The organism is Streptomyces sp. R21, from assembly GCF_041051975.1.
GTDB lineage: Bacteria > Actinomycetota > Actinomycetes > Streptomycetales > Streptomycetaceae > Streptomyces.
Genome location: NZ_CP163435.1, coordinates 6932335 through 6953279 on the forward strand (window position 1 = coordinate 6932335; position 20945 = coordinate 6953279).

General features: G+C 71.3%; 22 protein-coding genes. 9 read left to right on the forward strand and 13 right to left on the reverse strand.

Annotation, left to right across the window (positions count from 1 at the left end; genetic code table 11):
- Positions 1 to 125 precede the first annotated feature (125 nt).
- On the reverse strand, positions 126 to 1082 hold the full coding sequence (locus tag AB5J56_RS30870; RefSeq protein WP_369237234.1) for a LysR family transcriptional regulator: 957 nt from the start codon (positions 1080 to 1082) through the stop codon (positions 126 to 128).
- A 49-nt stretch (positions 1083 to 1131) separates the two neighbouring features.
- Here AB5J56_RS30870 and AB5J56_RS30875 point away from each other — a divergent pair, with 49 nt between their 5' ends.
- From AB5J56_RS30875 to AB5J56_RS30885, 3 genes are read left to right on the forward strand one after another with little or no spacing between them, the layout of a single operon-like run.
- Positions 1132 to 1941, forward strand: coding sequence for an NAD(P)-dependent oxidoreductase (locus AB5J56_RS30875; protein WP_369237236.1), 810 nt, complete (start codon positions 1132 to 1134; stop codon positions 1939 to 1941).
- 33 nt (positions 1942 to 1974) lie between these two features.
- Positions 1975 to 2364 carry a RidA family protein gene (locus tag AB5J56_RS30880; RefSeq protein WP_369237238.1) on the forward strand — a complete coding sequence of 130 codons (390 nt, stop codon included), beginning with the start codon at positions 1975 to 1977 and terminating at the stop codon, positions 2362 to 2364.
- 11 nt (positions 2365 to 2375) lie between these two features.
- Positions 2376 to 2714, forward strand: a complete 339-nt coding sequence (locus tag AB5J56_RS30885; RefSeq protein ID WP_369237240.1) for a YrdB family protein — start codon at positions 2376 to 2378, stop codon at positions 2712 to 2714.
- A 28-nt stretch (positions 2715 to 2742) separates the two neighbouring features.
- Here the strand turns inward: AB5J56_RS30885 and AB5J56_RS30890 are convergent, their stop codons facing one another.
- Positions 2743 to 3321, reverse strand: a complete 579-nt coding sequence (locus AB5J56_RS30890) for a TetR/AcrR family transcriptional regulator (protein ID WP_369237242.1) — start codon at positions 3319 to 3321, stop codon at positions 2743 to 2745.
- Between the two features lie 103 nt (positions 3322 to 3424).
- On the opposite strand from AB5J56_RS30890, the gene AB5J56_RS30895 reads away from it, so the two are divergent.
- Together AB5J56_RS30895 and AB5J56_RS30900 are read left to right on the forward strand one after the other, a co-directional pair.
- Positions 3425 to 5854, forward strand: coding sequence for a glycoside hydrolase family 3 protein (locus tag AB5J56_RS30895; RefSeq protein ID WP_369237244.1), 2430 nt, complete (start codon positions 3425 to 3427; stop codon positions 5852 to 5854).
- Positions 5855 to 5926: 72 nt separating this feature from the next.
- Entirely contained in the window at positions 5927 to 6889 is a 963-nt protein-coding gene (locus tag AB5J56_RS30900) for a hypothetical protein (RefSeq protein WP_369237246.1), read from the forward strand.
- 18 nt (positions 6890 to 6907) lie between these two features.
- On the opposite strand, the gene AB5J56_RS30905 is transcribed toward AB5J56_RS30900, so the two are convergent.
- Together AB5J56_RS30905 and AB5J56_RS30910 are read right to left on the reverse strand one after the other, a co-directional pair.
- Positions 6908 to 7888 carry an aldose epimerase family protein gene (locus AB5J56_RS30905; RefSeq protein WP_369237248.1) on the reverse strand — a complete coding sequence of 327 codons (981 nt, stop codon included), beginning with the start codon at positions 7886 to 7888 and terminating at the stop codon, positions 6908 to 6910.
- A 15-nt stretch (positions 7889 to 7903) separates the two neighbouring features.
- Entirely contained in the window at positions 7904 to 8800 is an 897-nt protein-coding gene (locus AB5J56_RS30910) for an SGNH/GDSL hydrolase family protein (protein WP_369237250.1), read from the reverse strand.
- Positions 8801 to 9020: 220 nt separating this feature from the next.
- On the opposite strand from AB5J56_RS30910, the gene AB5J56_RS30915 reads away from it, so the two are divergent.
- Positions 9021 to 9515 (forward strand): DUF3145 domain-containing protein, encoded by a 495-nt coding sequence (locus tag AB5J56_RS30915; protein WP_369237252.1) that lies wholly within the window; start codon positions 9021 to 9023, stop codon positions 9513 to 9515.
- Between the two features lie 89 nt (positions 9516 to 9604).
- Here the strand turns inward: AB5J56_RS30915 and fabF are convergent, their stop codons facing one another.
- From fabF to fasR, 5 genes are all read right to left on the reverse strand, one after another.
- Positions 9605 to 10876, reverse strand: coding sequence for a beta-ketoacyl-ACP synthase II (fabF, locus tag AB5J56_RS30920; RefSeq protein ID WP_369237254.1), 1272 nt, complete (start codon positions 10874 to 10876; stop codon positions 9605 to 9607).
- Positions 10877 to 10954: 78 nt separating this feature from the next.
- On the reverse strand, positions 10955 to 11203 hold the full coding sequence (locus tag AB5J56_RS30925; RefSeq protein WP_355788632.1) for an acyl carrier protein: 249 nt from the start codon (positions 11201 to 11203) through the stop codon (positions 10955 to 10957).
- 75 nt (positions 11204 to 11278) lie between these two features.
- Positions 11279 to 12310 (reverse strand): ketoacyl-ACP synthase III, encoded by a 1032-nt coding sequence (locus AB5J56_RS30930; protein ID WP_369237256.1) that lies wholly within the window; start codon positions 12308 to 12310, stop codon positions 11279 to 11281.
- A gap of 16 nt (positions 12311 to 12326) precedes the next feature.
- On the reverse strand, positions 12327 to 13241 hold the full coding sequence (locus AB5J56_RS30935) for an ACP S-malonyltransferase (RefSeq protein WP_369237258.1): 915 nt from the start codon (positions 13239 to 13241) through the stop codon (positions 12327 to 12329).
- Positions 13242 to 13330: 89 nt separating this feature from the next.
- On the reverse strand, positions 13331 to 14536 hold the full coding sequence (gene fasR / locus AB5J56_RS30940) for a fatty acid biosynthesis transcriptional regulator FasR (RefSeq protein WP_369237260.1): 1206 nt from the start codon (positions 14534 to 14536) through the stop codon (positions 13331 to 13333).
- Positions 14537 to 14631: 95 nt separating this feature from the next.
- Here fasR and AB5J56_RS30945 point away from each other — a divergent pair, with 95 nt between their 5' ends.
- Positions 14632 to 15288: a pirin family protein gene (locus AB5J56_RS30945; RefSeq protein WP_369242904.1), complete on the forward strand. Its 657-nt coding sequence runs from the start codon at positions 14632 to 14634 to the stop codon at positions 15286 to 15288.
- A 319-nt stretch (positions 15289 to 15607) separates the two neighbouring features.
- Here AB5J56_RS30945 and AB5J56_RS30950 read toward each other — a convergent pair whose 3' ends face one another.
- Complete coding sequence (locus tag AB5J56_RS30950) at positions 15608 to 16429, reverse strand: serine hydrolase domain-containing protein (protein WP_369242906.1); 822 nt, start codon at positions 16427 to 16429, stop codon at positions 15608 to 15610.
- 25 nt (positions 16430 to 16454) lie between these two features.
- Complete coding sequence (locus tag AB5J56_RS30955; protein ID WP_369237262.1) at positions 16455 to 16925, reverse strand: GNAT family N-acetyltransferase; 471 nt, start codon at positions 16923 to 16925, stop codon at positions 16455 to 16457.
- Between the two features lie 131 nt (positions 16926 to 17056).
- On the opposite strand from AB5J56_RS30955, the gene AB5J56_RS30960 reads away from it, so the two are divergent.
- Together AB5J56_RS30960 and AB5J56_RS30965 are read left to right on the forward strand one after the other, a co-directional pair.
- Positions 17057 to 17536 carry a MerR family transcriptional regulator gene (locus tag AB5J56_RS30960; protein ID WP_369237264.1) on the forward strand — a complete coding sequence of 160 codons (480 nt, stop codon included), beginning with the start codon at positions 17057 to 17059 and terminating at the stop codon, positions 17534 to 17536.
- A complete protein-coding gene (locus AB5J56_RS30965; RefSeq protein WP_369237266.1) occupies positions 17536 to 18552 on the forward strand; it encodes an aldo/keto reductase in 1017 nt (338 codons plus the stop codon). Before AB5J56_RS30960 ends, AB5J56_RS30965 begins: the two co-directional genes overlap by 1 nt.
- An 18-nt stretch (positions 18553 to 18570) precedes the next feature.
- Here the strand turns inward: AB5J56_RS30965 and AB5J56_RS30970 are convergent, their stop codons facing one another.
- On the reverse strand, positions 18571 to 19434 hold the full coding sequence (locus AB5J56_RS30970; RefSeq protein ID WP_369237268.1) for a DUF4429 domain-containing protein: 864 nt from the start codon (positions 19432 to 19434) through the stop codon (positions 18571 to 18573).
- A 75-nt stretch (positions 19435 to 19509) separates the two neighbouring features.
- Positions 19510 to 20718 carry an alpha/beta hydrolase gene (locus tag AB5J56_RS30975; protein WP_369237270.1) on the reverse strand — a complete coding sequence of 403 codons (1209 nt, stop codon included), beginning with the start codon at positions 20716 to 20718 and terminating at the stop codon, positions 19510 to 19512.
- Positions 20719 to 20945: the final 227 nt, after the last annotated feature.

The following is a 20945-nucleotide window of genomic DNA, read 5'->3' on the forward strand; positions in this document are numbered from 1 at the left end:
CCGTCGCGCGTGGGGGAAGCCGAAGCTGTCGCCGCCGGACGACGGCAGTATCACGTGACGCACGCGGCGCACGCCATGGGCCGTGAGTCAGGTCATCGTCCGTGAGTCACGCTCTCGTGCGTGAGTCACGTGGGGATCTTCGCCGCCGCATCCCGCAGTGCCGCCAGGAACGCGGTGGCGGCCGGTGACAGGGACCGCCCCCGTGCCGTCGCCGCGTACACCGCCCGCGCCGGAGCACCCTCGTCGCGCACCGGCAGCAGCGCGATGTCGGGCCGTACGGACTCCGCGGCCAGCGCCGGGACCAGGGTCACGCCGAGCCCGGCGGCGACGTACCCCTGCTTCGCGGTCCACTCGGCGACCACATGCGCGACGCGCGGCCGGAAGCCATGGCGCAGGGCCGCGTCGAGGAGGGTGCCCTCGGGGCGGGAACTGCCGGAGATCCAGTCGGCGTCGGCGAGTTGGGCCAGCCGCACCGAGGGCTCGGCCGCGAGCGGGTGGTCCGCGGGGACGGCGACGTACAGCGACTCGTCGAGGAGGTGGCGCAGGTCGTACGCGTCGAGCGGGGCGCGGCCCGTCGTGGAGACGACCGCCAGGTCCAGGCCGCCCGAGGCCAGCCGGTCCAGCAGGACGGGCGTGAGCCCCTCCTCGCGGGTGAGCCGTACGCCGGGGTGGCGGGCGCGGAACGCGGCGATGGCCCGGGGCACGAGGGCCGCGTCGGCCGTGGCGAACGCGCCGAGCCGCAGCCGCCCGCCCGCGACCTCGCGCAGCGCCGCGAGGTCGCGGCCGGCGTCGTGCAGCCGTTCCACCACCGCCTCGGCATGCGGGACGAGGACCCGCCCGGCCTCCGTCAGCCGTACGCCCCTGGGCAGCCGGTCGAAGAGCGGTGCCCCGCCGAGCGCAGACTCCAGCGAGGCGATCTGCCGCGACACCGCGGACTGCGTCCAGCCCAGCGTCCGCGCGGCCACGGTGAACGAGCCGTGCCGCGCGACGTCCAGGAACACCCGCAGCCAGGCGGTGGACAGGTCGGGAGTGTCGGAGGGTGCTACAGCATGTTCGGTATGTGGATCCCGCATGGCAGCCATGCTAGACATTCGCTTGTCGCATCGCCCGGTGATGCCTAGCGTCGCTGGTATGGAAAAGATCGCCTTTCTCGGACTCGGTCACATGGGCGCCCCGATGGCCCGTCAACTTCTCGGCTCCGGACACCCGTTGACCGTCTGGAACCGCACCGCCGCAAAGGCGGAGCCCCTCGTCGCCGGAGGTGCCAGGCTCGCCGCATCCCCGGCCGAGGCCGTACGGGACGCGGACGTGGTGGTCACGATGCTCGCGGGACCGGCCGCGCTCGACGCCGTCGCCGACGCGATCGTGCCCGAGCTGCGCCCCGGGGTGCGCTGGGTGGAGATGTCGACCGTCGGCCCGGACGCCGTCAAGGAGCTGGCCGCCCGGCTGAAGGACGGGGTGACCCTCGTCGACGCGCCCGTCATGGGCAGCACGGACCGGGCCGCGGCCGGGCAGCTCGGCATCCTCGCGGGCGGCGAGACGGCCGCCGTCGAGCATGTGCTCGCCCGCTTCGGCACCGTCACCCGCACCGGACCGCTCGGCTCCGGCGCCGCCCTCAAGCTCGTCGTCAACGCCGCCGTCCTGGGCGGCGTGGCCCTGGTCGCCGAGGCCCTGGTCCTCGCGAACGCCCTCGGCCTCGACGAGGACACCGCACGCACCGCCCTCGCCGGCGGCCCGATCGGCGGTGCGGTGGGCCGCGCCTTCGCCGAGGGCGTGCACTTCGAGACCGCCCTCGCCGCGAAGGACATGGACCTCGCCACCTCGGTGGCCCGACTGCCCGCCATGGAAGCGGTGTCGGCGCACTTCCGGCGCGCCGCCGCCGACCCCGCGACGGCCCACGCGGACATCGCGCAGGCCGTCGCCCGGATCCGCAACTTCTGATCTCCCCTGCCTCGCGACCTCCTGAGGAGCCTCATGCGCGTCACCCTCGACAACCCGGCCTCCGCACCGGGGCCCTTTAGCCCCTACTACTCCCAGGTCGCGCGTGTCGAACACGCCGACGGGAGCGCCCTGTTGTACCTGTCGGGCCAGATAGCCGAGGGTGCGGACCTCGCCGCCCAGAGCCGTGGTGTCTTCGAGACCATCGACGCCCTGCTCAAGGCACACGGCGCGGCCCTCGCCGACGTGATCAACATCCGCACCTACCTGACCGATATCACCCGGCTCAACGAATACGGCGCCGTAAGACGGGAGTTCCTCACCGGCACCCCGCCGACCAGCATGACGTTCGAGGTTCCGCGGCTTTTCCGGCCGGAGGCGCTCGTGGAGATCGAAATCGTGGCGGCGGTGCCCGCGGCCGGGTGATACTGCCGCTCATGAAGGCCATGAAGGCAGCGAACCTGGGCGTCCTCTTCCTCATCGAACTCGGCGCCCTCGCGGCCGTCGGCTACTGGGGTTTCACCCGTGATGTCTCCACCCCGCTCACCTGGCTGCTGGGGCTCGGCGCCCCGGCCGTACTGATTGCCCTCTGGTCGCAGTTCGGTTCGCAGAAGGCGAAGTACAAGACGCGCGGCGCGGTGCGCGTCGGTTTCGAACTGCTGTGGTTCGGGGCGGGCGTGGCCGCGCTGGCCGTCGCCGGGGCCTACGGCTGGGCGATCACCTTCGCCGCCGTCTGCGCGGTGAGCAAGACGCTGGCCGTCATCTGGCGCCAGTAGCGGGGGAGTTCAGGCTCTGGCGGGGAGTTCAGGCCTTCTCGCCCAGCAGCGTCAGGAAGTCCCGGAACGCGCCCGGCATGTCCACCGACTCCGGGTCCAGCAGCCACTGGTACTGGAGCCCGTCCATCACCGCCACGAGGAGCGGGGCGGTGCGCTCCGGTGTGAGCCCGTTCGGCAGTCGCTCCCCGTACTCGGAGCGCAGCATCGCCGCCATGCTCGCGCGCACCCCCCGGTAGCGCTCGGTGAAGTACTCGCGCGCCGGATGCCCCTCGGTGACGCTCTCGCCGAGCAGGGCCGAGAAGGTCTGGATGATCCCGGGCCGCATCGCGTTGTACTCGACGAGGGCCGCCAGCAGGTCGACCCGCCACTGCGTGTCCGGCACCGCGTCCCACTGGTCCCGCTCCTTCAGTACGGCCACGAGCAGCGCGTCCTTCGTCGGGAAGTGGTGCAGCAGCCCCTGCTGGGTCAGGCCCACGCGCTCCGCCACCGAGGCCAGGCTCGCGCCCCGGTAACCGCGCTCGGCGATCACTTCCAGGGCCGCCCGGACGATCTCGGCGCGCCTCTCCTCGCTCCTGACTCTCGCGCTCATGGCGTCACCGTACGACATCCGAGTGCCCCGATCGTAACGGCAAGATAACGAAACCTACCGGTCTACAGGTAACCGGTGCACGATGGGGAGACCGAACGGACTTCAACGAGGAGGCACCGCGATGCAGGGAACCCCGGCCGACGAGGCGCGTGAGGCGGTCGTCGAGGCGGCCCTCGGCAAGCTGGACTTGGACGCCAAGGCTCGGCTGCTGTCCGGCCAGGACATGTGGACCCTGCCCGCGCTGCCGGAGATCGGGCTGAAGTCCCTGGTCATGTCCGACGGCCCGATCGGCGTCCGGGGTGTCCGCTGGACCGCCGACGACCCGTCGATCGCCCTGCCGTCCCCGACCGCGCTCGGCGCCGCCTGGGACCCCGAACTCGCGCGCAGGGCAGGGGTGCTGCTCGCCCAGGAGGCCCGGCGCAAGGGCGTCCACGTCCTCCTAGCACCCACCGTCAACCTGCACCGCTCCCCGCTCGGCGGCCGCCACTTCGAGGCCTACAGCGAGGACCCCCACCTGACGGGGTGGATCGGCGCGGGCTACGTGAACGGCGTCCAGTCCGGCGGAGTCGGCACCACCGTCAAGCACTTCGTCGCCAACGACGCCGAGACCGACCGCTTCACCGTGAACAACCTCGTGAGCGAACGCGCCCTGCACGAGCTGTACTTGGTGCCCTTCGAGATCATCGTCGAGAACGCCCGGCCCTGGGGCGTCATGACCGCCTACAACACGGTCAACGGCACGACGATGACCGAACACCACCACCTCGTGAACGAGATCCTGCGCGGCGACTGGGGCTTCGACGGCATCAACGTCTCCGACTGGACGGCCGCCCGCTCGACCGTCGCCGCCATCGAGGGCGGCCTCGACATCGCCATGCCCGGCCCGGAGACCGTCTACGGCGCCCCGCTCGCCCAGGCGGTACGGGACGGCCGCGTCGACGAGTCGAAGGTCGACGACGCCGTCCGCAACGTGCTCCGCCTCGCCGCCCGCGTAGGCATCCTGGACGGTGCCGAGCCGGTCGTCGCCCAGCCGCCCGCCACCGTCGACGGTGAGGCCCTGGCCCGCGAGATCGCCCGCCGCTCCTTCGTCCTGGTACGCAACGAGAACGCGGCCCTCCCGCTCAGGCCCGGGACGGTCGCCCTCAGCGGCGCCGCCGCACGCGACGCGCGTGTGCTCGGCGGCGGCTCGGCCACTGTCTTCCCATCGCGGATCGTCTCGCCCCTCGACGGCCTCACCGCCGCCCTTCCCGAGGGCAGCGTGACGTACGCCGTCGGCGCCGACCCGAACGAGGAACTCGCCGTCGCCGACAAGGGGTTCGGGCTGAGCGCGGTCTGCCGGAACGCCGAAGGCACCGTCATCGGCACGGGCTCGGCACCCAACGGCCAGCTCCAGTGGATGGGCGACGACCTCCCCGAGGGGGTCACCCACGACACCCTCCACACCGTCGACCTGACCGGCACCTTCACCCCGCGCGAGAGCGGCCCGCACACCTTCGGCATCAAGGGCCTGGGCGCCTTCACCCTCACCGTCGACGGCACGACGTACTACGACGACGTCCAGCGCCCCGACAAGGAGGACCCCTTCGAGGCGTTCTTCGGCGCCCCCGTCGAGCGCGCCCGGGTGGACCTCACCGCAGGGGAGACGTACGAGGTGTCGCTCAGCCACGTCGTCACCCTGCCCGGCGGCATCCCGCTGAAGGTCGTCGGCTTCGCGCTCGCCCACCAGGACCCGCAGCGCGACCCCGACGAACTGATCGCCGAGGCCGTGGCGGCCGCCCGCGCCGCCGACACCGCAGTCGTCGTGGTCGCCACCACCGAGCGCGTCGAGTCCGAGGGATTCGACCGCAAGAACCTGCAACTCCCGGGCCGCCAGGACGACTTGGTCCGCGCCGTCGCCGCCGCCAACCCGAACACCGTCGTGGTTGTCAACTCCGGTTCCCCGGTGGAACTTCCGTGGCGCGACGAGGTCGCCGCGGTGCTGATCGGCTGGTTCCCGGGCCAGGAGGGCGGCGCCGCCCTCGCCGACGTCCTCACCGGCGCCCACGAACCGGGCGGCCGGCTGCCCACGACCTGGGGCTCCCTGGACGACGCCCCGGTCACCCAGGTGATCCCGGCCGACGGTGAACTCGCCTACACCGAGGACGTGTTCATCGGCTACCGCGCCTGGGAGAAGGAGGGCAGGACTCCCTCGTACGCCTTCGGGCATGGCCTCGGCTACACCGACTGGACGTACGAGTCCATCGAGGTCCGGGGCATGACGGCCACGGTCCGCGTCCGCAACTCCGGGGAACGAGCGGGACGCGAGGTCGTCCAGGTGTACGCGGCGCCCGTCGAGCGGGATGCCGAGCGCCCCGCGCGCGTGCTCGCCGGATTCGCCGCCGTCGAGGCCGGACCCGGCGAGAGCGCCGAGGTCGTCGTCGAACTCCTGCGCTCCGCCTTCGAGATCTGGGACGAGAGCGCCAACTCCTGGTCCCTGGTGCCGGGTTCATACAAGGTCCAGGCCGGCCGCTCGATCGCCGATCGCCGGGTGGGCGTGACCATCGAGGTGTAAGGCGCCTGCTGGGGCCTGAGGTACATGTGACAGACTCGCGGGCCGACAGCACGACGGTTCGGGGGAGAGCGCATGTACCCAGGTCAGCAGCAAGGTCCCTACCCGCCGCAGGGTCAGTATCCGCCTCAGGGTGCGTACCCGCCCCAGGCGCCGCACCCGCAAGGCGGGTACCCGCAGGGCCCGTACCAGGGTCAGCCGCCGCAGGCCCCGTACCAGGGCCAGCAGCCCTACTACCCGCCCCAGCAGGGCTACCCCCAGCAGCCGCAGCAACCCCAGCAGCCGTACCAGCCGTATCCGCCGGGGCCCCAGGCCCCCCAGGCTCCCCAACAGGGCCTGGGGGACGCGCAGATGAGGCTCGACCCGAATCTCAGCGCTGGGCAGCGCGAGCTGGTCCTGAAGATCCAGCAGCACACCAAGGTGTTCGCGTTCGCCTTCGTGCTGGGCATACCGCTCACCTTCGGCGGCGCCCACTACGGCATCACCGAGCAGCCGATCGGCTTCGCCGCCACGGCGGCCGGCCTCGTCGGCCTGGTCGTCGGCGTGCTCGCCCTCATGAAGTCACGAGGACTCAAGGAGCAGTTGCGCCGGCTCACCCCGGACGCCTGGCGCTCCCCGGCCGCGCATCTGCCGAGCGCCCGCAAGGCCGCGACCACGGCCGCCTACCTCAACGGCGTCCTCGTCCTGCTGTCCCTCTCCGCCGCCGGCTACCTGCTGGTCAAGGGCGCCGACTGGGGCGCGTACGGCAACTCGCTCGGCTTCGGCGGGCTGCTGCTCGCCGCGTTCATCCCGCTCGGGATGGGCCTCGCCGCCGCGACGACCATCCCGCAGCTGCTCCAGGTCATCCCGGCGGGTGCCAAGGTCGGCCAGAGCCTCTATTCGATCATCATGGCCCTCGCGGCGATGGTGCTCATCAACGGCGTCAAGTCGTTCGAGCCCGTCCCCGCGATCGCCGGCGGCGCGGTCACCGCGATCTGCCTGGGTGCCATGTCCCTCCTGGGCAAGGCCACCAAGCGCATGCGCGGCGAGACCGCCTGACGGGCAGGCCCCCGGGAACTAGTCCCGTACGGCGAACCCGTACACCGTCTCCGACCTGTACACCCCGCCCGGCCGCAGCTCCGTACTCGGGAACTCCGGCCGGTTCGGGGAGTCGGGGAAGTGCTGCGTCTCCAGCGCGACGCCGTCACCCGGCGCGAACGGGAGCGACGGGTCGAGGTGGTCCGCCGTGTACAGCTGGAGGCCCGGCTCGGTGGTCGACACGGTCAGCGCCCGCCCCGACGCGGGGTCGTACAGCTCGGCGACCTCGACGGCGGCGTCCGTGACACCCTTGTCGAGCACGAAGTTGTGGTCGTAGCCCGCGCCGACCTTGCGCGGGGCGCGGAAGTCGAAGCGGGTGCCGTCCACGGGCGCGAGCTCCCCGGTCGGGATCAGGTCCGCGTCCACCGGCGTCAACCGCGAGGCGGCGATACGGAGTTCGTGCCCGCCCGCGTTCCCCGAACCGCTCAGGTTCCAGTACGTGTGGTTCGTCAGGTTCACCACGGTCGGCGCGTCCGTCGTCGCCTCGTACGCGATCCGCAGCGCGCCCTCCGGGCCGAGGGTGAAGGTCGCGGAGACCTCCAGCCGCCCCGGGAAGCCCTCCTCACCGTCCTCACTGACCCGCGCGAGCCGCACCCCGTGCTCGACCGGCTCCGCGTCCCACAACCGCTTGTCGAAGCCGCCGTCGCCGCCGTGCAGGGAGTTGGGGGGGTTGTTGGGCTCCAGGGGGAAGACCCGGCCGTCGAGCGCGAAGCGGGCGCCGCCGATCCGGTTCGCGTACCTCCCCACCAGCGCCCCGAAGTGCGGCTGCGGGTGCGCGAGATAGCCCTCCAGGCCCGGGAACCCCAGCACCACGTCCACAGCCTGCCGGTCCCGGCCGGGAACCTCGACCGACTGCACGATCCCGCCGTACGTCAGAACCCGCACCCGCACCCCGGCACGCTCCAGCGTCCAGCGGTGGACGGGGCTGCCGTCGGAAAGTGTGCCGAAGAGTTCACTCATGTGCGAAACCCTAGGTCACCCGTGTTTCGCCGTGACCTTTCGGTACGCGATCTCGGCGAGTCGGGCCTGACCGTTCTTGCTCGGGTGGAACCAGTCCCAGTGGCTCAACTGATCGGTGCCGAAGCGGTAGTCGAAGACCGCGCCCCCGTCGAAGCGGCAGCGCTCGTCCCGGGAGCACACATCCTTGAGGATCTTGTTGTACGCCTCCACCCGGTCCTGCACGGTCGTACGGCGCAGGGTCGCCGCAGAGTCCGACGCGTCCGCGTCGGCCAGCATCGACGGACAGATGCCCAGCTTCCAGATCTGCTTGCCCAGCGCGTTGCCGCGGCCCTCGGACCACAGCCGCTTCAGGTCCGGCACGCTCGACACGTACACCTGGGCCTTGGGCAGGGCGCTGCGCAGGGTTTCGAGCGCCTCCTCGAACTCGGTACGGAAGTCCGCCACCGAGGTCATCGCCGAGGCGGAGGAACGGCAGGCGTCGTTGGCCCCGGCCATCACCGTGACCAGCTCCGGCTTCCTGGTCGCCGCCTGCGCCATCTGACCGGGCAGGTCCGCCATCCGCGCCCCGGTCACCGCGTAGTTCCAACTGTGCTCGGCCGCCCCGGTCCGCCCGAGCAGCCGCACCGCGAGGCTCCTGACCGACGCGTCGCTGCCCGTCGCCCACGACACCTCGGGGCAGTCGGACAGCACGGAGCACGCGTCGAAGCCGCGCGTGATGGAGTCCCCCACGGCGGCCACGGACTGCGGAGTGCGGTCCCAGGCGGGTGTCGGCTTCGGAGACGGATGCGCCTTCGCCGTGGCGCCGTGCGGCGCCGGGGAGTTGCCGCCCGTCGCGTCGCACCCGGCGATGCCGAGCACGGCCGCCGCCACGACAGCGAGAGCGGTCCGCGAACGGTGGCTACGCTTCCGCATCCCCTGGTCCCCTCGTTCGTTGTACAGGGTCGGTCGGCACGCGGGGCGCACACGGACGGTCGGTACCGCATCCCCTTGGGTGAAACCCTGCGTTTCAAGGCGCTGGGACCGACGGTACGTCACACTCCTTGCACCGCCGCACGGTAGCCTCGCCCCGTGGCCGCCCTGCCACTGCCGTTCCGCTAAGTTACAAGATGTCCTGTCCTGCCCGGAGGTTCAGGTGACGACACGTGGAGTCCTGTACGTGCACTCCGCGCCACGTGCACTGTGCCCGCACGTCGAGTGGGCGGTCGCGGGCGTGCTCGGTACGCGCGTCAGCCTCGACTGGATCCGGCAGCCGGCCGCGCCGGGCACCTGGAGATCCGAGTTCTCCTGGAAGGGCGAGGTAGGCACCGCCTCCAAGCTCGCCTCCGCGCTGCGCGGCTGGCACCTGCTGCGCTTCGAGGTCACCGCGGAACCCTGCCCCACCGCCGAGGGCGAGCGCTACAGCTGCACCCCTGAGCTGGGCATCTACCACGCCGTCACCGGAATCCACGGCGACATCCTGATCCCGGAGGACCGGCTGCGCGCCGCCCTGGTCCGCTCCCAGCGCGGCGAGACCGACCTGGAGGCCGAACTCGCCAAGCTCCTGGGCAAGCCCTGGGACGACGAGCTGGAGCCCTTCCGGTACGCGGGCGAGGGCGCCCCGGTCCGCTGGCTCCACCAGGTCGTCTGACAGAACGTCACGAACACGCGAAGGGCCCCCACCAGCCGGTGGGGGCCCTTCGACACGTACGGCCGGAATTCACCGCCGTACGGCCGAAATCAGACCGATCGGAACGCCAGCACCACGTTGTGCCCGCCGAAGCCGAACGAGTCGTTCAGCGCGGCGATGCGGCCCTCGACGGGCAGCTTGCGCGCCTCGCCGCGGACGATGTCGGCGGCGGCCTCGGCCTCCGGGTCGAGGTTCTCCACGTTGATGGTCGGCGGAGCGATCCGGTGGTAGAGAGCGAGGATCGAGGCGACCGACTCCACGCCGCCCGCACCACCGAGGAGGTGGCCGGTCATCGACTTGGTGCCGGAGATCGCCATGTGGTCGGTGTCGTCGCCGAAGACCTTGCGCAGCGCCTTCAGCTCGGCCACGTCACCGGCCGGCGTCGAGGTGGCGTGCGCGTTGACGTGCACGATCTCGGCCGGGTCCAGGTCGGTGTTCTCGAGCAGGTGCTGCAGGGCCTGCGCGATGCCGCGGCCCTCGGGCTCCGGCTGCACGATGTCATGGCCGTCGGACGAGATGCCCTGGCCCACGGCCTCCGCATACACGCGGGCGCCACGCGCGGCGGCGTGCTCGGCGGACTCCAGGACGATCACACCGGCGCCCTCGCCCATGACAAAGCCGTCGCGGGCGGTGTCGTAGGGACGCGAGGCGCCCTGCGGGTCGTCGTTGTTCTTGGACATCGCCATCATGTTGCCGAACGCGGCGATGGGCAGCGGGTGGATGGCTGCCTCGGTGCCACCGGCGACGACGACGTCGGCGCGGCCGGTGCGGATCATCTCGATGGCGTAGCCGATGGCCTCGGCACCCGACGCGCACGCCGAGACCGGCGTGTGCACGCCCGCGCGGGCGCCCACGAGCAGACCCACGTTGGCGGAGGGGCCGTTCGGCATCAGCATGGGGACGGTGTGCGGGGAGACGCGGCGGACGCCCTTCTCCTTGAGCACGTCGTACTGGTCGAGCAGGGTGGTCACGCCGCCGATGCCGGAGGCGATGACCGTACCGAGGCGGTCCGGGTCGACGCTGCTGTCCGTGCCCGCCTTGTCGGTGTAACCGGCATCGGCCCACGCCTCCTTGGCCGCGATCAGCGCGAACTGCGCCGAGCGGTCGAGGCGGCGGGCCTGCGGGCGGGGAATGACCTCGCCCGGTTCGACGGCGATCTGTGCCGCGATGCGGACCGCCTGATCGGCGGCCCACTCCTGCTCCAGGGGGCGGACACCGGAACGTCCGGCGACCAGGCCCTCCCAGGTAGAGGCTGCGTCGCCACCCAGCGGTGTGGTTGCGCCGATACCGGTGACGACCACGGTGCGATTGGTCGGGCTCACGGGAATTCTTTCTCCAACGAGTGCGAGGATTCAGCGGCGCCACCGCCGGGTGGCGGGGCAAACGGACTGATCCGAGGATCAGGCCTGGTGCTTGAGGATGTAGGAGGTCGCGTCGCCGACGGTCTTGAGGTTCTTGACGTCGTCGTCCGGGATCTTGACGTCGAAGCGCTCTTCGGCGGCGACGACGACCTCGACCATGGACAGCGAGTCGACGTCCAGGTCGTCGGTGAAGGACTTGTCCAGCTGGACGTCCTCGGTGGGGATCCCGGCGATCTCGTTCACGATCTCGGCGAGACCTTCGACGATCTCTTCCTGAGTGGCGGCCATGTCAGGCGCTCCTTCGGTATGTATCCAGAGGGTGTGGCGGTACTCCGTGCCGGACCTCGATCCGGCACGGTGTGCCTAGGGGAGGGTAACGACCGTGGCGGCGAACACGAGACCCGCCCCGAAGCCGATGATGAGCGCGGTGTCGCCGCTCTTCGCCTCGCCGGTCGCCAGAAGCCGCTCCATCGCGAGCGGAATCGAGGCGGCCGACGTGTTGCCGGTGGTGCGCACGTCGCGGGCGACCGTGACGTGCTCCGGCAGTTTGAGAGTCTTCACCATCGAGTCGATGATCCGCTCGTTGGCCTGGTGAGGGATGAAGACATCCAGATCGTCCGGCGAAAGCCCGGCGGCGTCCAACGCCTCCTTGGCGACCTTCGCCATCTCGAACACGGCCCAGCGGAACACCGCCTGGCCCTCCTGCGTGATCGCAGGGAACTTGATCTCGCCCTTGGAGTCGAGCGGAAGCTTGGAGACGTCGCCGACCCGGAACTCGTTCCACGGGACGGTCTGCTTGATCGTGCCGGCCTTGTCGCCCTCGGAACCCCAGACGGTGGGGCCGATGTGCGGCTCCTCGGAGGGGCCCACCACGACCGCGCCCGCGCCGTCACCGAACAGGAAGGCCGTCGCGCGGTCCTCCAGGTCGGTGAGGTCGGACAGGCGCTCGACGCCGATGACAAGGACGTACTCCGCGGAACCGTCGACGACCATGCCCTTGGCGAGCGTGAGGCCGTAGCCGAAGCCCGCGCAGCCTGCCGAGATGTCGAAGGCCGCGGCCTTGTTCGTGCCGAGCTTGTCGGCGATCTCGGTGGCGACGGCGGGGGTCTGGCTGAAGTGCGAGACGGTCGAGACGACCACGGCGCCGATCTGGTCGGCGTTGATCCCGGCGTCGGCGATGGCCTTGCCGGACGCCTCGATCGACATCGCCGCGACGGTCTCCTCGTCGTTCGCCCAGTGCCGGGTCTCGATGCCGGAGCGCGAGCGGATCCACTCGTCGGAGGAGTCGATCGTCTCGAGGATCACCTCGTTCGGCACCACCCGGACGGGGCGGTAGCCGCCCACGCCCAGGATGCGCGCGAACGGGGCGCCCTTCCTTGCCTTGATCTTCGACATGCTCTCGGGCTCCTTCTCAGGCACTGTGCTCAGCGATGAGCTCGCGAGCCGCGTCGAGGTCGTCGGGGGTCTTGAGTGCCAGTGTCTTCACGCCGGGCAGCGCGCGCTTGGCAAGACCGGTCAGCGTGCCGCCGGGGCACACCTCGATCAGCGCCGTCACGCCGAGCTCCTTGAAGGTCTCCATGCACAGGTCCCAGCGGACCGGGTTGGCGACCTGGCCGACCAGCCGCGAGACGACCTCGGCACCGGTGGCGACCGCCCGGCCGTCCTTGTTCGAGACGTACGTGACCTTCGGGTCGGCGGGCGTCAGGTCCGCGGCGGCCTGCGCCAGCGCGTCGACCGCGGGGGCCATGTGGTGCGTGTGGAACGCGCCCGCGACCTTCAGCGCGACGACCTTGCGCACACCCTCCGGCTTGTCCTCCTCGAGGGCGGCCAGCTGCTCCAGGGTGCCGGCGGCCACGATCTGGCCCGCGCCGTTCACGTTCGCCGGCGTCAGGCCGAGCTTCTCCAGGTGCGGGACCGTCGTCGCCGGGTCGCCGCCGAGCAGCGCCGACATGCCGGTCTCGGTGATCGCGGCGGCCTCGGCCATGGCCAGACCGCGCGTACGGACGAGGCGCAGCGCGGCCGCGTCGTCGAGGACTCCCGCGAACGCGGCGGCGGTGATCTCACCGACACTGTGGCCGGCGACGGCACCCGGGGCCACCTCGCCCAGCGCGGCGGCGGACAGCAGCCCGGCCGCCACGAGCAGCGGCTGCGCAACGGACGTGTCGCGGATCGCGTCCGCGTCGGCCTGCGTGCCGTAGTGGGCAAGGTCGAGCCCGATGGCGTCCGACCATGCGGCGACGCGGTCGGCGGCGCCGGGGAGGTCGAGCCAAGGAGTCAGGAAGCCGGGCGTCTGAGCGCCCTGGCCGGGAGCGACGAGTACGAGCACTCTCACACTCTCTCTTGTGGACGGCCCAAGCCGCCCGTGGGGACAGGGACGAAGAACAGGAGGGGGAATTGTAGACCCCCAACAAAAGCCTAGTTCTGAGGATCTCCATCGGCGAGACGCCCCAGGATCAGCGCGATTCGCAGCGTGAACGCGGAGCGTACATCCGAGGGTGACCAACCGGTGACGTCAGTCACACGTCGGAGCCGGTAGCGCACGGTGTTGGGATGAACGAAGAGCATCCGTGCGGCTCCTTCAAGACTGCTCGCCTGCTCTAGATAGACACTCAACGTCTCCAGGAGCGCGGAACCGGCCTCCTCGAGCGGTCTGTAGATCTCCTCCACCAGCTGCTCGCGGGCCGAGGGATCCCCGGCGATCGCGCGCTCCGGCAGCAGATCGTCCGCCAGAACCGGGCGAGGGGCGTCCTGCCAGGCGAAACACGCCTTCAGCCCGGCGGCGGCCGCCTGCGCGGAGCGGGTCGCGGCGAGCAGATCGGGCACGATCGGACCGGCGACGACGGATCCCGCCGCGTACGGCCCGATCAGGGACTTGGCGACAGCGAGCGGGTTGTCGCTGCCACCGGCGATCACCACGAGCCGGTCACCGAGGACCCCCGTGAGGACCTGGAGTTTCGCGTGCCGCGCGGCCCGCCGGATCGCCTCGACCGTCAGCTCGCTGTCACCGTCGGGTGCCGTACCCAGCACCACGCACACATGCTCGGGCGAGTTCCACCCGAGGGCGGCGGCCCGGCTGACGGCGCCCTCGTCGGCCTCGCCGCTGAGCACGGCGTTCACGACGAGCGATTCCAGCCGGGCGTCCCAGGCGCCGCGTGCCTCGGCCGCCTGCGCGTACACCTGGGCGGTGGCGAACGCGATCTCGCGGGCGTACACGAGGAGGGCCTCGCGCAGCACCGACTCGTCGCCGGGAGCGGCCACCTCGTCGATGGCGCTCTCCATGACCTCGATGGTGGTGCGCACCATCTCGACGGTCTGGCGCAGGGTGATCGCCCTGGTCAGCTCGCGTGGCGCGGTGCCGAACACATCGGTGGAGATGGCCTGCGGCGCGTCCGGGTGCCGGAACCACTCGGTGAACGCGGCGATACCGGCCTGCGCGACCAGCCCGATCCAGGACCGGTTCTCCGGGGGCATGGCCCGGTACCACGGCAGCGTCTCGTCCATGCGCGCGATGGCCTGCGCGGCGAGACTGCCGGACGACTTCTCCAGCCGCTTCAGCGTCGCGGTGTGCGCGTGGACGGCGGGCGCTGCGGATGCGGTGTTGCTGGATTCGGGTTCGGGCACGGGACAAGACTGCCTTATCCGGACGGAGGCGTGCGGCGGCGGGTCACAAGTAAGCGACGGGAGGGTCCGGCGGCGGGGCTACGGTGGTGGGCGTGATGGACGTCCGGCGCGGCGACGCGCGCTACCGCGGAGGGGACCCGGAGGCCGGGATCTCCTCCTTCCACGCCTTCTCCTTCGGCCCGCACTACGACCCCGACAACCTCCGCTTCGGCGCGGTGATCGCCTGCAACGAGGAGCGGCTCGCGCCCGGCGCGGGCTTCGACGAGCACCCGCACAGTCACACCGAGATCATTACCTGGGTGGTCGAGGGGGAGCTGACGCACCGGGACTCGGGCGGGCACGCGTCCGTCGTCCGTCCCGGGGACGTCCAGCGCCTCAGCTCGGCGGGCGGTGTCCGCCACGTCGAACGCAACGAGGGCCCGGCCCCGCTGACCTTCGTCCAGATGTGGCTGGCCCCTCTGACGCCGGGCGGCGACCCGTCGTACGAGATCGTCCACGGCATCGCCGACTCCACGCCGTACGCCGTCCCCGAGGCGGGCGCGATGCTCCACGTACGCCGCCTGGGCGCCGGGGAGCGCACCGCTGTCCCCGACGCGGCGTACGTGTACGCCCATGTCGTGCGGGGCGAAGTCCGCCTGGACGGCGAGGCGTTGGGCCCCGGGGACGCGGCCCGCATCACGAATGCGAAGGATTTGGAGGCGGTGGCGGAGACGGGGTCGGCGGAGCTGCTGCTGTGGGAGATGTCGGGGTAGGCCCTACGGGGTTTTCGCCCCCTCCGCCCCTACCCGTCCCGTACCTGGGGGCTGCCGCCCCCTTTCCCCCTGCTTCGGCCTGGACGGCCTCGTCCTCAAACGCCGGACGGGCTATCCGGTCCCGTCGGGCGGTTGAGGACGATTTCGCCGTCCCTAACCCCGACCCACCCGCTGGGGGCGCACCTTCCAGCTCCGGCCGGGGGAAGGGATTTCAGCCCGTCCGGCGTTTGAGGACGAGCGCGCAAGCGCGATGCAGGGGGAAAGGGGGCGCAGCCCCCAGGACAACGGGCAGGGTAGGGGCGGAGGGGGCGAAAAAGCCTCAGCCCCGCAGCTCGGCGAGCACCGCGTCCGTGAACGGTGGCCACGCCGACACCGCCCACGGACCGAAGGCCCGGTCCGTCAGGGCGACGCACGCCACGCCCGCCCCCGGGTCGACCCAGAGGAACGTGCCCGACTGCCCGAAGTGCCCGAAGGTCCGCGGCGAGGACGAAGCCCCGGTCCAGTGCGGCGACTTGGAGTCGCGGATCTCGAAGCCGAGGCCCCAGTCGTTGGGGTTCTGGTGCCCGTACCCGGGAAGCACCCCCTTCGTCCCCGGATACTGCACGGTCATCGCCTCGGCGACCGTCCGCGGATCGAGCAGCCGAGGCGCCTGCACCTCGGCCGCGAACCGCACCAGATCCCCCACCGTGGACACCCCGTCCTTCGCGGGAGACCCGTCGAGCACGGTCGACGCCATGCCGAGCGGGGCGAGCACCGCCTGCCGCGCGTACTCCCCGAAGGGGATGTCCGTCGCCTTGGCGACATGGTCCCCGAGCACCTCGAACCCGGCGTTGGAGTACAGCCGCCGCTCCCCGGGCGCGGACGTCACACGGTGCTCGTCGAAGGCGAGCCCGGAGGTGTGCGCGAGCAGATGACGGACCGTCGAGCCGGCCGGCCCGGCCGGCTCGTCGAGCTCGATCGCCCCCTCCTCGTACGCCACGAGCACGGCGTACGCGGCCAGCGGCTTGGTGACCGAGGCGAGCGCGAACCGGTGCTCCACCGGCCCGTACGACCCGAGCACGGCACCGTCCGCCCGGACGACCGCCGCGGCAGCGGTGGGAACGGGCCAGTTCGAGATCAGCGCCAGGCTCTGCAAGGGCAACGACATGAGAACGAGACTAAGCCGCTCACAGCTGCAACCGCATCGAGGGGTCCGGCTTGCGGACGAACCCGAGCGAGGCGTACAGCGGCTCGGCGTCGGCGGACGCGTTGAGGTCGACCTGAGCGGCGCCCTTGGCGCGGAACCAGTCGAGAAGGGTCTCCATGCAGGCGCGGGCGTAACCGCGGCGCCGCGCGTCCGGGTCGGTGGCGACACTGAAGACGTGTCCGACCATCCCGTGCGGATTGTTCGCCCGCCCGATCCGGTACTCGATCGTGCCCACGACGAGCGCGGCGAGTGCGCCCGGCCGCTCCGGGTGATCGACGACGAAGGCGGCGAAGTCCCCGTCCGCAGAGGCGAGTCGGCCGCGTACGGTGGGCAGGGACTCCGCGTGCCAGTCGGTGCTGTCTCCCGACGCGAAGACGGAATCGATCATCACCTGGCGAAGCCGGAGCAGTTCCTCCGCGTCCTCGGGCACAGCGCGGCGTACAAGAGTCATGATCGGCACGGTAGCCATGGAGGCCGGAGGACGTCTCCGGGTTTTCGACAGGGTTCTTTCGACATGTTCAACAGGGTTCTTCGACGGAATCCGCTTGCTTGGAGTGCACTCCAGGGTTTTAGCGTGGGGGCATGACGGTGATGGAGACCACGGCCGAGGCCACCGAGCCCGGCACCAGGACCGACACCTGCGCCGCGCCGCCCCAGCGACATCGCCGCCCGGACGGCCAGGACAACTACACGATCAGCGAAGTCGTCGCCCTCACCGGCATGACGGCCCACACCCTGCGCTGGTACGAGCGGATCGGGCTGATGCCGCACGTCGACCGCTCGCACACCGGGCAGCGCCGCTACAGCAACCGCGACCTGGACTGGCTCGCCTTCGTCGGCAAGCTCCGGCTCACCGGCATGCCGGTCGCCGACATGGTGCGGTACGCGGAGCTGGTGCGCGAGGGCGAAGGGACGTACATCGAGCGCTACGAGCTCCTGGCGGCGACCCGCCGGGACGTGCTGGCCCGCATCACGGAGCTCCAGGACACGCTCGCGGTGCTCGACCACAAGATCAGTTTCTACGGGGACGCCGGGCGCAGCCTGGCGTCGGAGAGGTCCTGATGACCGACAGCAAGATCGCGAAGGCCCAGCTCGGCACCGACGGACCCGAGGTGGGTGTCCAGGGCCTCGGCTGTATGGGCATGAGCTTCGCCTACGGCCCCACGGACGCCGAGGAGTCGCGGGCCACCCTGGAACGGGCGCTGGAACTCGGCGTCACGCTCTACGACACGGCGGACGCGTACGGCGCCGGTGAGAACGAGAAGTTCCTCGCCCCGTTCTTCGCGGCACACCGCGACGAGGTGGTCATCGCGACGAAGTTCGCGCTCTCCATCCCGCCGGGCGAGCCCACGAAGCGGGTCATCCGCAACGACGCGCCGTACATCCGCCAGGCCGTCGAGGCCAGCCTCCAGCGGCTCGGCGTCGACGTGATCGACCTCTACTACATGCACCGCCGCGATGTGAACGTCCCGATCGAGGAGACCGTCGGGGTCATGGCCGAGCTGGTGCGCGAGGGCAAGGTCAAGTACCTGGGCCTGAGCGAGGTCACCGGCGGCGAGCTGCGGGCCGCGCAGGGTGTGCACCCGATCGCCGCCGTGCAGTCGGAGTGGTCGCTGTTCAGCCGCGACATCGAGCCGGGCGTCGTACCGGCCGCCCGCGAACTGGGCGTGACCCTGGTGCCGTACTCGCCGCTCGGCCGTGGCTTCCTCACCGGCTCCTTCACCAACGCCGAGCAGGACCTGACGGCCGACGACTTCCGGCGCCGGCAGCCCCGCTTCAACGGGGACAACGCGGCGGCGAACGCGGCCCTGCTCGAGCCGGTGCGTGGCGTCGCCGACGCGCACGGCGTCTCGCTCGGCCAGGTCGCGCTGGCCTGGGCGCAGCAGCGCGCCGCCGTGCACGGACTGACCGTCGTCCCGATCCCGGGCACCACCAAGCGCACCCGTGTCGAGGAGAACACGGCCGCGACCCGCATCGTCCTCAGCGACGCGGAGCTGGACGTGCTGGAGCCGATCGCCTCCAAGGTGGCGGGCGACCGCTACGCCGACATGTCGTTCTCCTCGGCCGGTCGGGAGTAGCCCCCCTGCTGGCGGCGCCTACAGCTCCGCCAGCAGCTCGGCCTTCTTCGTCGTGAACTCCTCGTCCGTCACCAGGCCCGCCTGGTGCAGCTCACTCAGGTGACGGATGCGGTCGGCGATGTCGGCCGGGTCGCGGCGGGCCGCGGCCGCCGGCACCGCGGCCGGGGTCGCCGAGCCGGAGGCGCGCACCGCCGCCAGGACCGACGCCGCGAACGGCAGCGACTCGTGGACCGGCCCGTAGCCGAGCCCGAAGACGACCGCGGCGGGGTCCTGGTCGGCCTGGGCGGGCTGCACGGTGGCCGGCTCGCGGCGCAGCAGCCGCAGATGGCCCTCGAAGACCTCGGGGGAGCGCCATTCGACCCCGCTCAGGTCGGCGACCGGGAAACTCTGGTCGCCGGCCTTCCACTTCGCCGACGAGGCGCCCGTCCAGAACCACCGGAAGGACACCGACTTGCCGTCGAAGGTCGCCTTCCCGTCGTACGCCTTGAAGTGCAGCGGGGCCTCGGGCGGCTCCACGAGATAGCGCGGGGGCGGTTCGATGTCGTCCGGGGAGAGCAGCGGCGTCAGCTCGTCCTTGTAGTACTCGGCGAGGGTCTCGCGCTCCGCGGGCAGCACGAGCCGGTACGGGTCGCAGCCCTCCTTGAGCTGGCCCGCGGCCGCGTCCATCAGCGGATCGGCGCCCGGTCTCGGCACGGCGTGCAGAACGACCGTCCCGCGCTTGCCCGGGGTCAGTGTCACCGCCGCGATCGCTTCCAGCGGGACACGGCGTTCGCCGAGCGCCTGGAGCAGCCTCGGCGTACGGATCCCCCGTTCGAAGCGGATGAGCACGGAGTCCGGCTCGAACTCCCAGGCGGCATGAAATCCGGCCAGTACGTCACCCATGCGGGCCATCGTATGCGGCGTGCACGTCTGAGTCGCCTCCCTGGGCGGACCGCAGTTCTTCGTTTTCTACGCGCGTCAGGCCGCCGTGGTGGCGGACAAACCCTTCCGGCACGCGTCATCCTCGTGAGCACACTGCACCGCGCGGTACGCACCAATGCCGATTTCGGCGAAGTTGCGCAGGCTTTCGGTGCCCGGCTCGAAATAGCCGCTGTGGCCCTTCGCGCCCTGCGCCGACAGGACGCGCGCCCCGAAGCCGGAGGAGACCGGGTCGGCGCCGTGCCCGAGGCCGCCGAGCTCCAGGTGCGGCACGTCCTGGATCCAGTCGTCGGAGTCCCGCATCGCCCAGACCTGCGCGGAGGTGCGCAGGTGGGAGGCGTTCTCGACGCGCATGCCGGGGCTGCCTGCGACCGCTATGTCGGAGACCCGGGCGGGCAGTCGGTGGGCCGCGACCCCGCACAGCACGGAGCCGTAGCTGTGGCAGTACAGGGCGACCGGCGTACTGCCGGGCAGCGCCCGCACCAGGGAGTCCAGCCGGACCGCGCCCTCCTCCGCGCGCATGGCGGTGGCCGAGTCGATGCCGAGCCCGCTGGGCGCCGTGTAGTCGGCCCAGGCGATCACGGCCGTACGCGTGCCGGAGCCGGTCGCGCGCTCCGCGGCGTACAGGGAACGCGCCATGCCGACGGGCGCCGAGTACTTCTTGTACGTGCGCTGGAAGGTGAGCAGATCGGTGTCGACGCCGGGCACCACGATCGAGACGCGCTCGGCCTTGTCGAGGTTGCCGAAGACCTCGGCGACCCGGCCCGACCCCATCGGGTCGAAGGCGAGGATCTTGCGGTCCTTGCGCAGCAGTGCCTCGTAGCGGTTCTTGCGGCGGCCCGCGTCGTGCTGGCCGAGGTCCGAGAGCCCGTCGTCGTGCATGCGCTTGATCTCGACCTTGCGCTGCTGGCGCAGGGCGATGCGGTTCGCCTGGTAGCGCAGTTTCACGGGCGCGCCGTTCATGTTGCCGACCGCGAGCGGATAGCGGTGGGCGAGACGGGCGCGCTGGGTGGTGTCCAGCGACGCGAAGAAGTGGGCGAGGCGGCTCGGGGCGGAGTCGGTGTCCGGGAGCCGGTGTCCGGCTATGCGGCCGTGCTCCCACGCGGAGCGCGAGGCGTCCAGCGGAGTCGCTCCCCGATGGTTGTGGAGGGCGGTCCAGCCACTGGTGGCCAGCATCACGAACACCACGGCCAGCGCGAGCAGTGCGCGCCAGACGTTGAGTTGGGGGGACGAGTCGAAGGAAGTCACTGGGAGGACACACTAGGAGAACGGGAGGGTCTCGCGTTAACCGAGTGAGGCGGATCACGTTTCTGGTGGGGTAATTGGGGCAAAGCGGGTTCAGTACGAGATAAAGTGTCACGCTCTGTGCGTGGAATGGGGCGCTGCGTACGGCAGTTGTGCGCGCCCTTTGCGTCACCTGTGCAACTCCGTGCCGAGAAGCCGCTGCACTGTGTAACGCCGTACCGAGTCCCTCC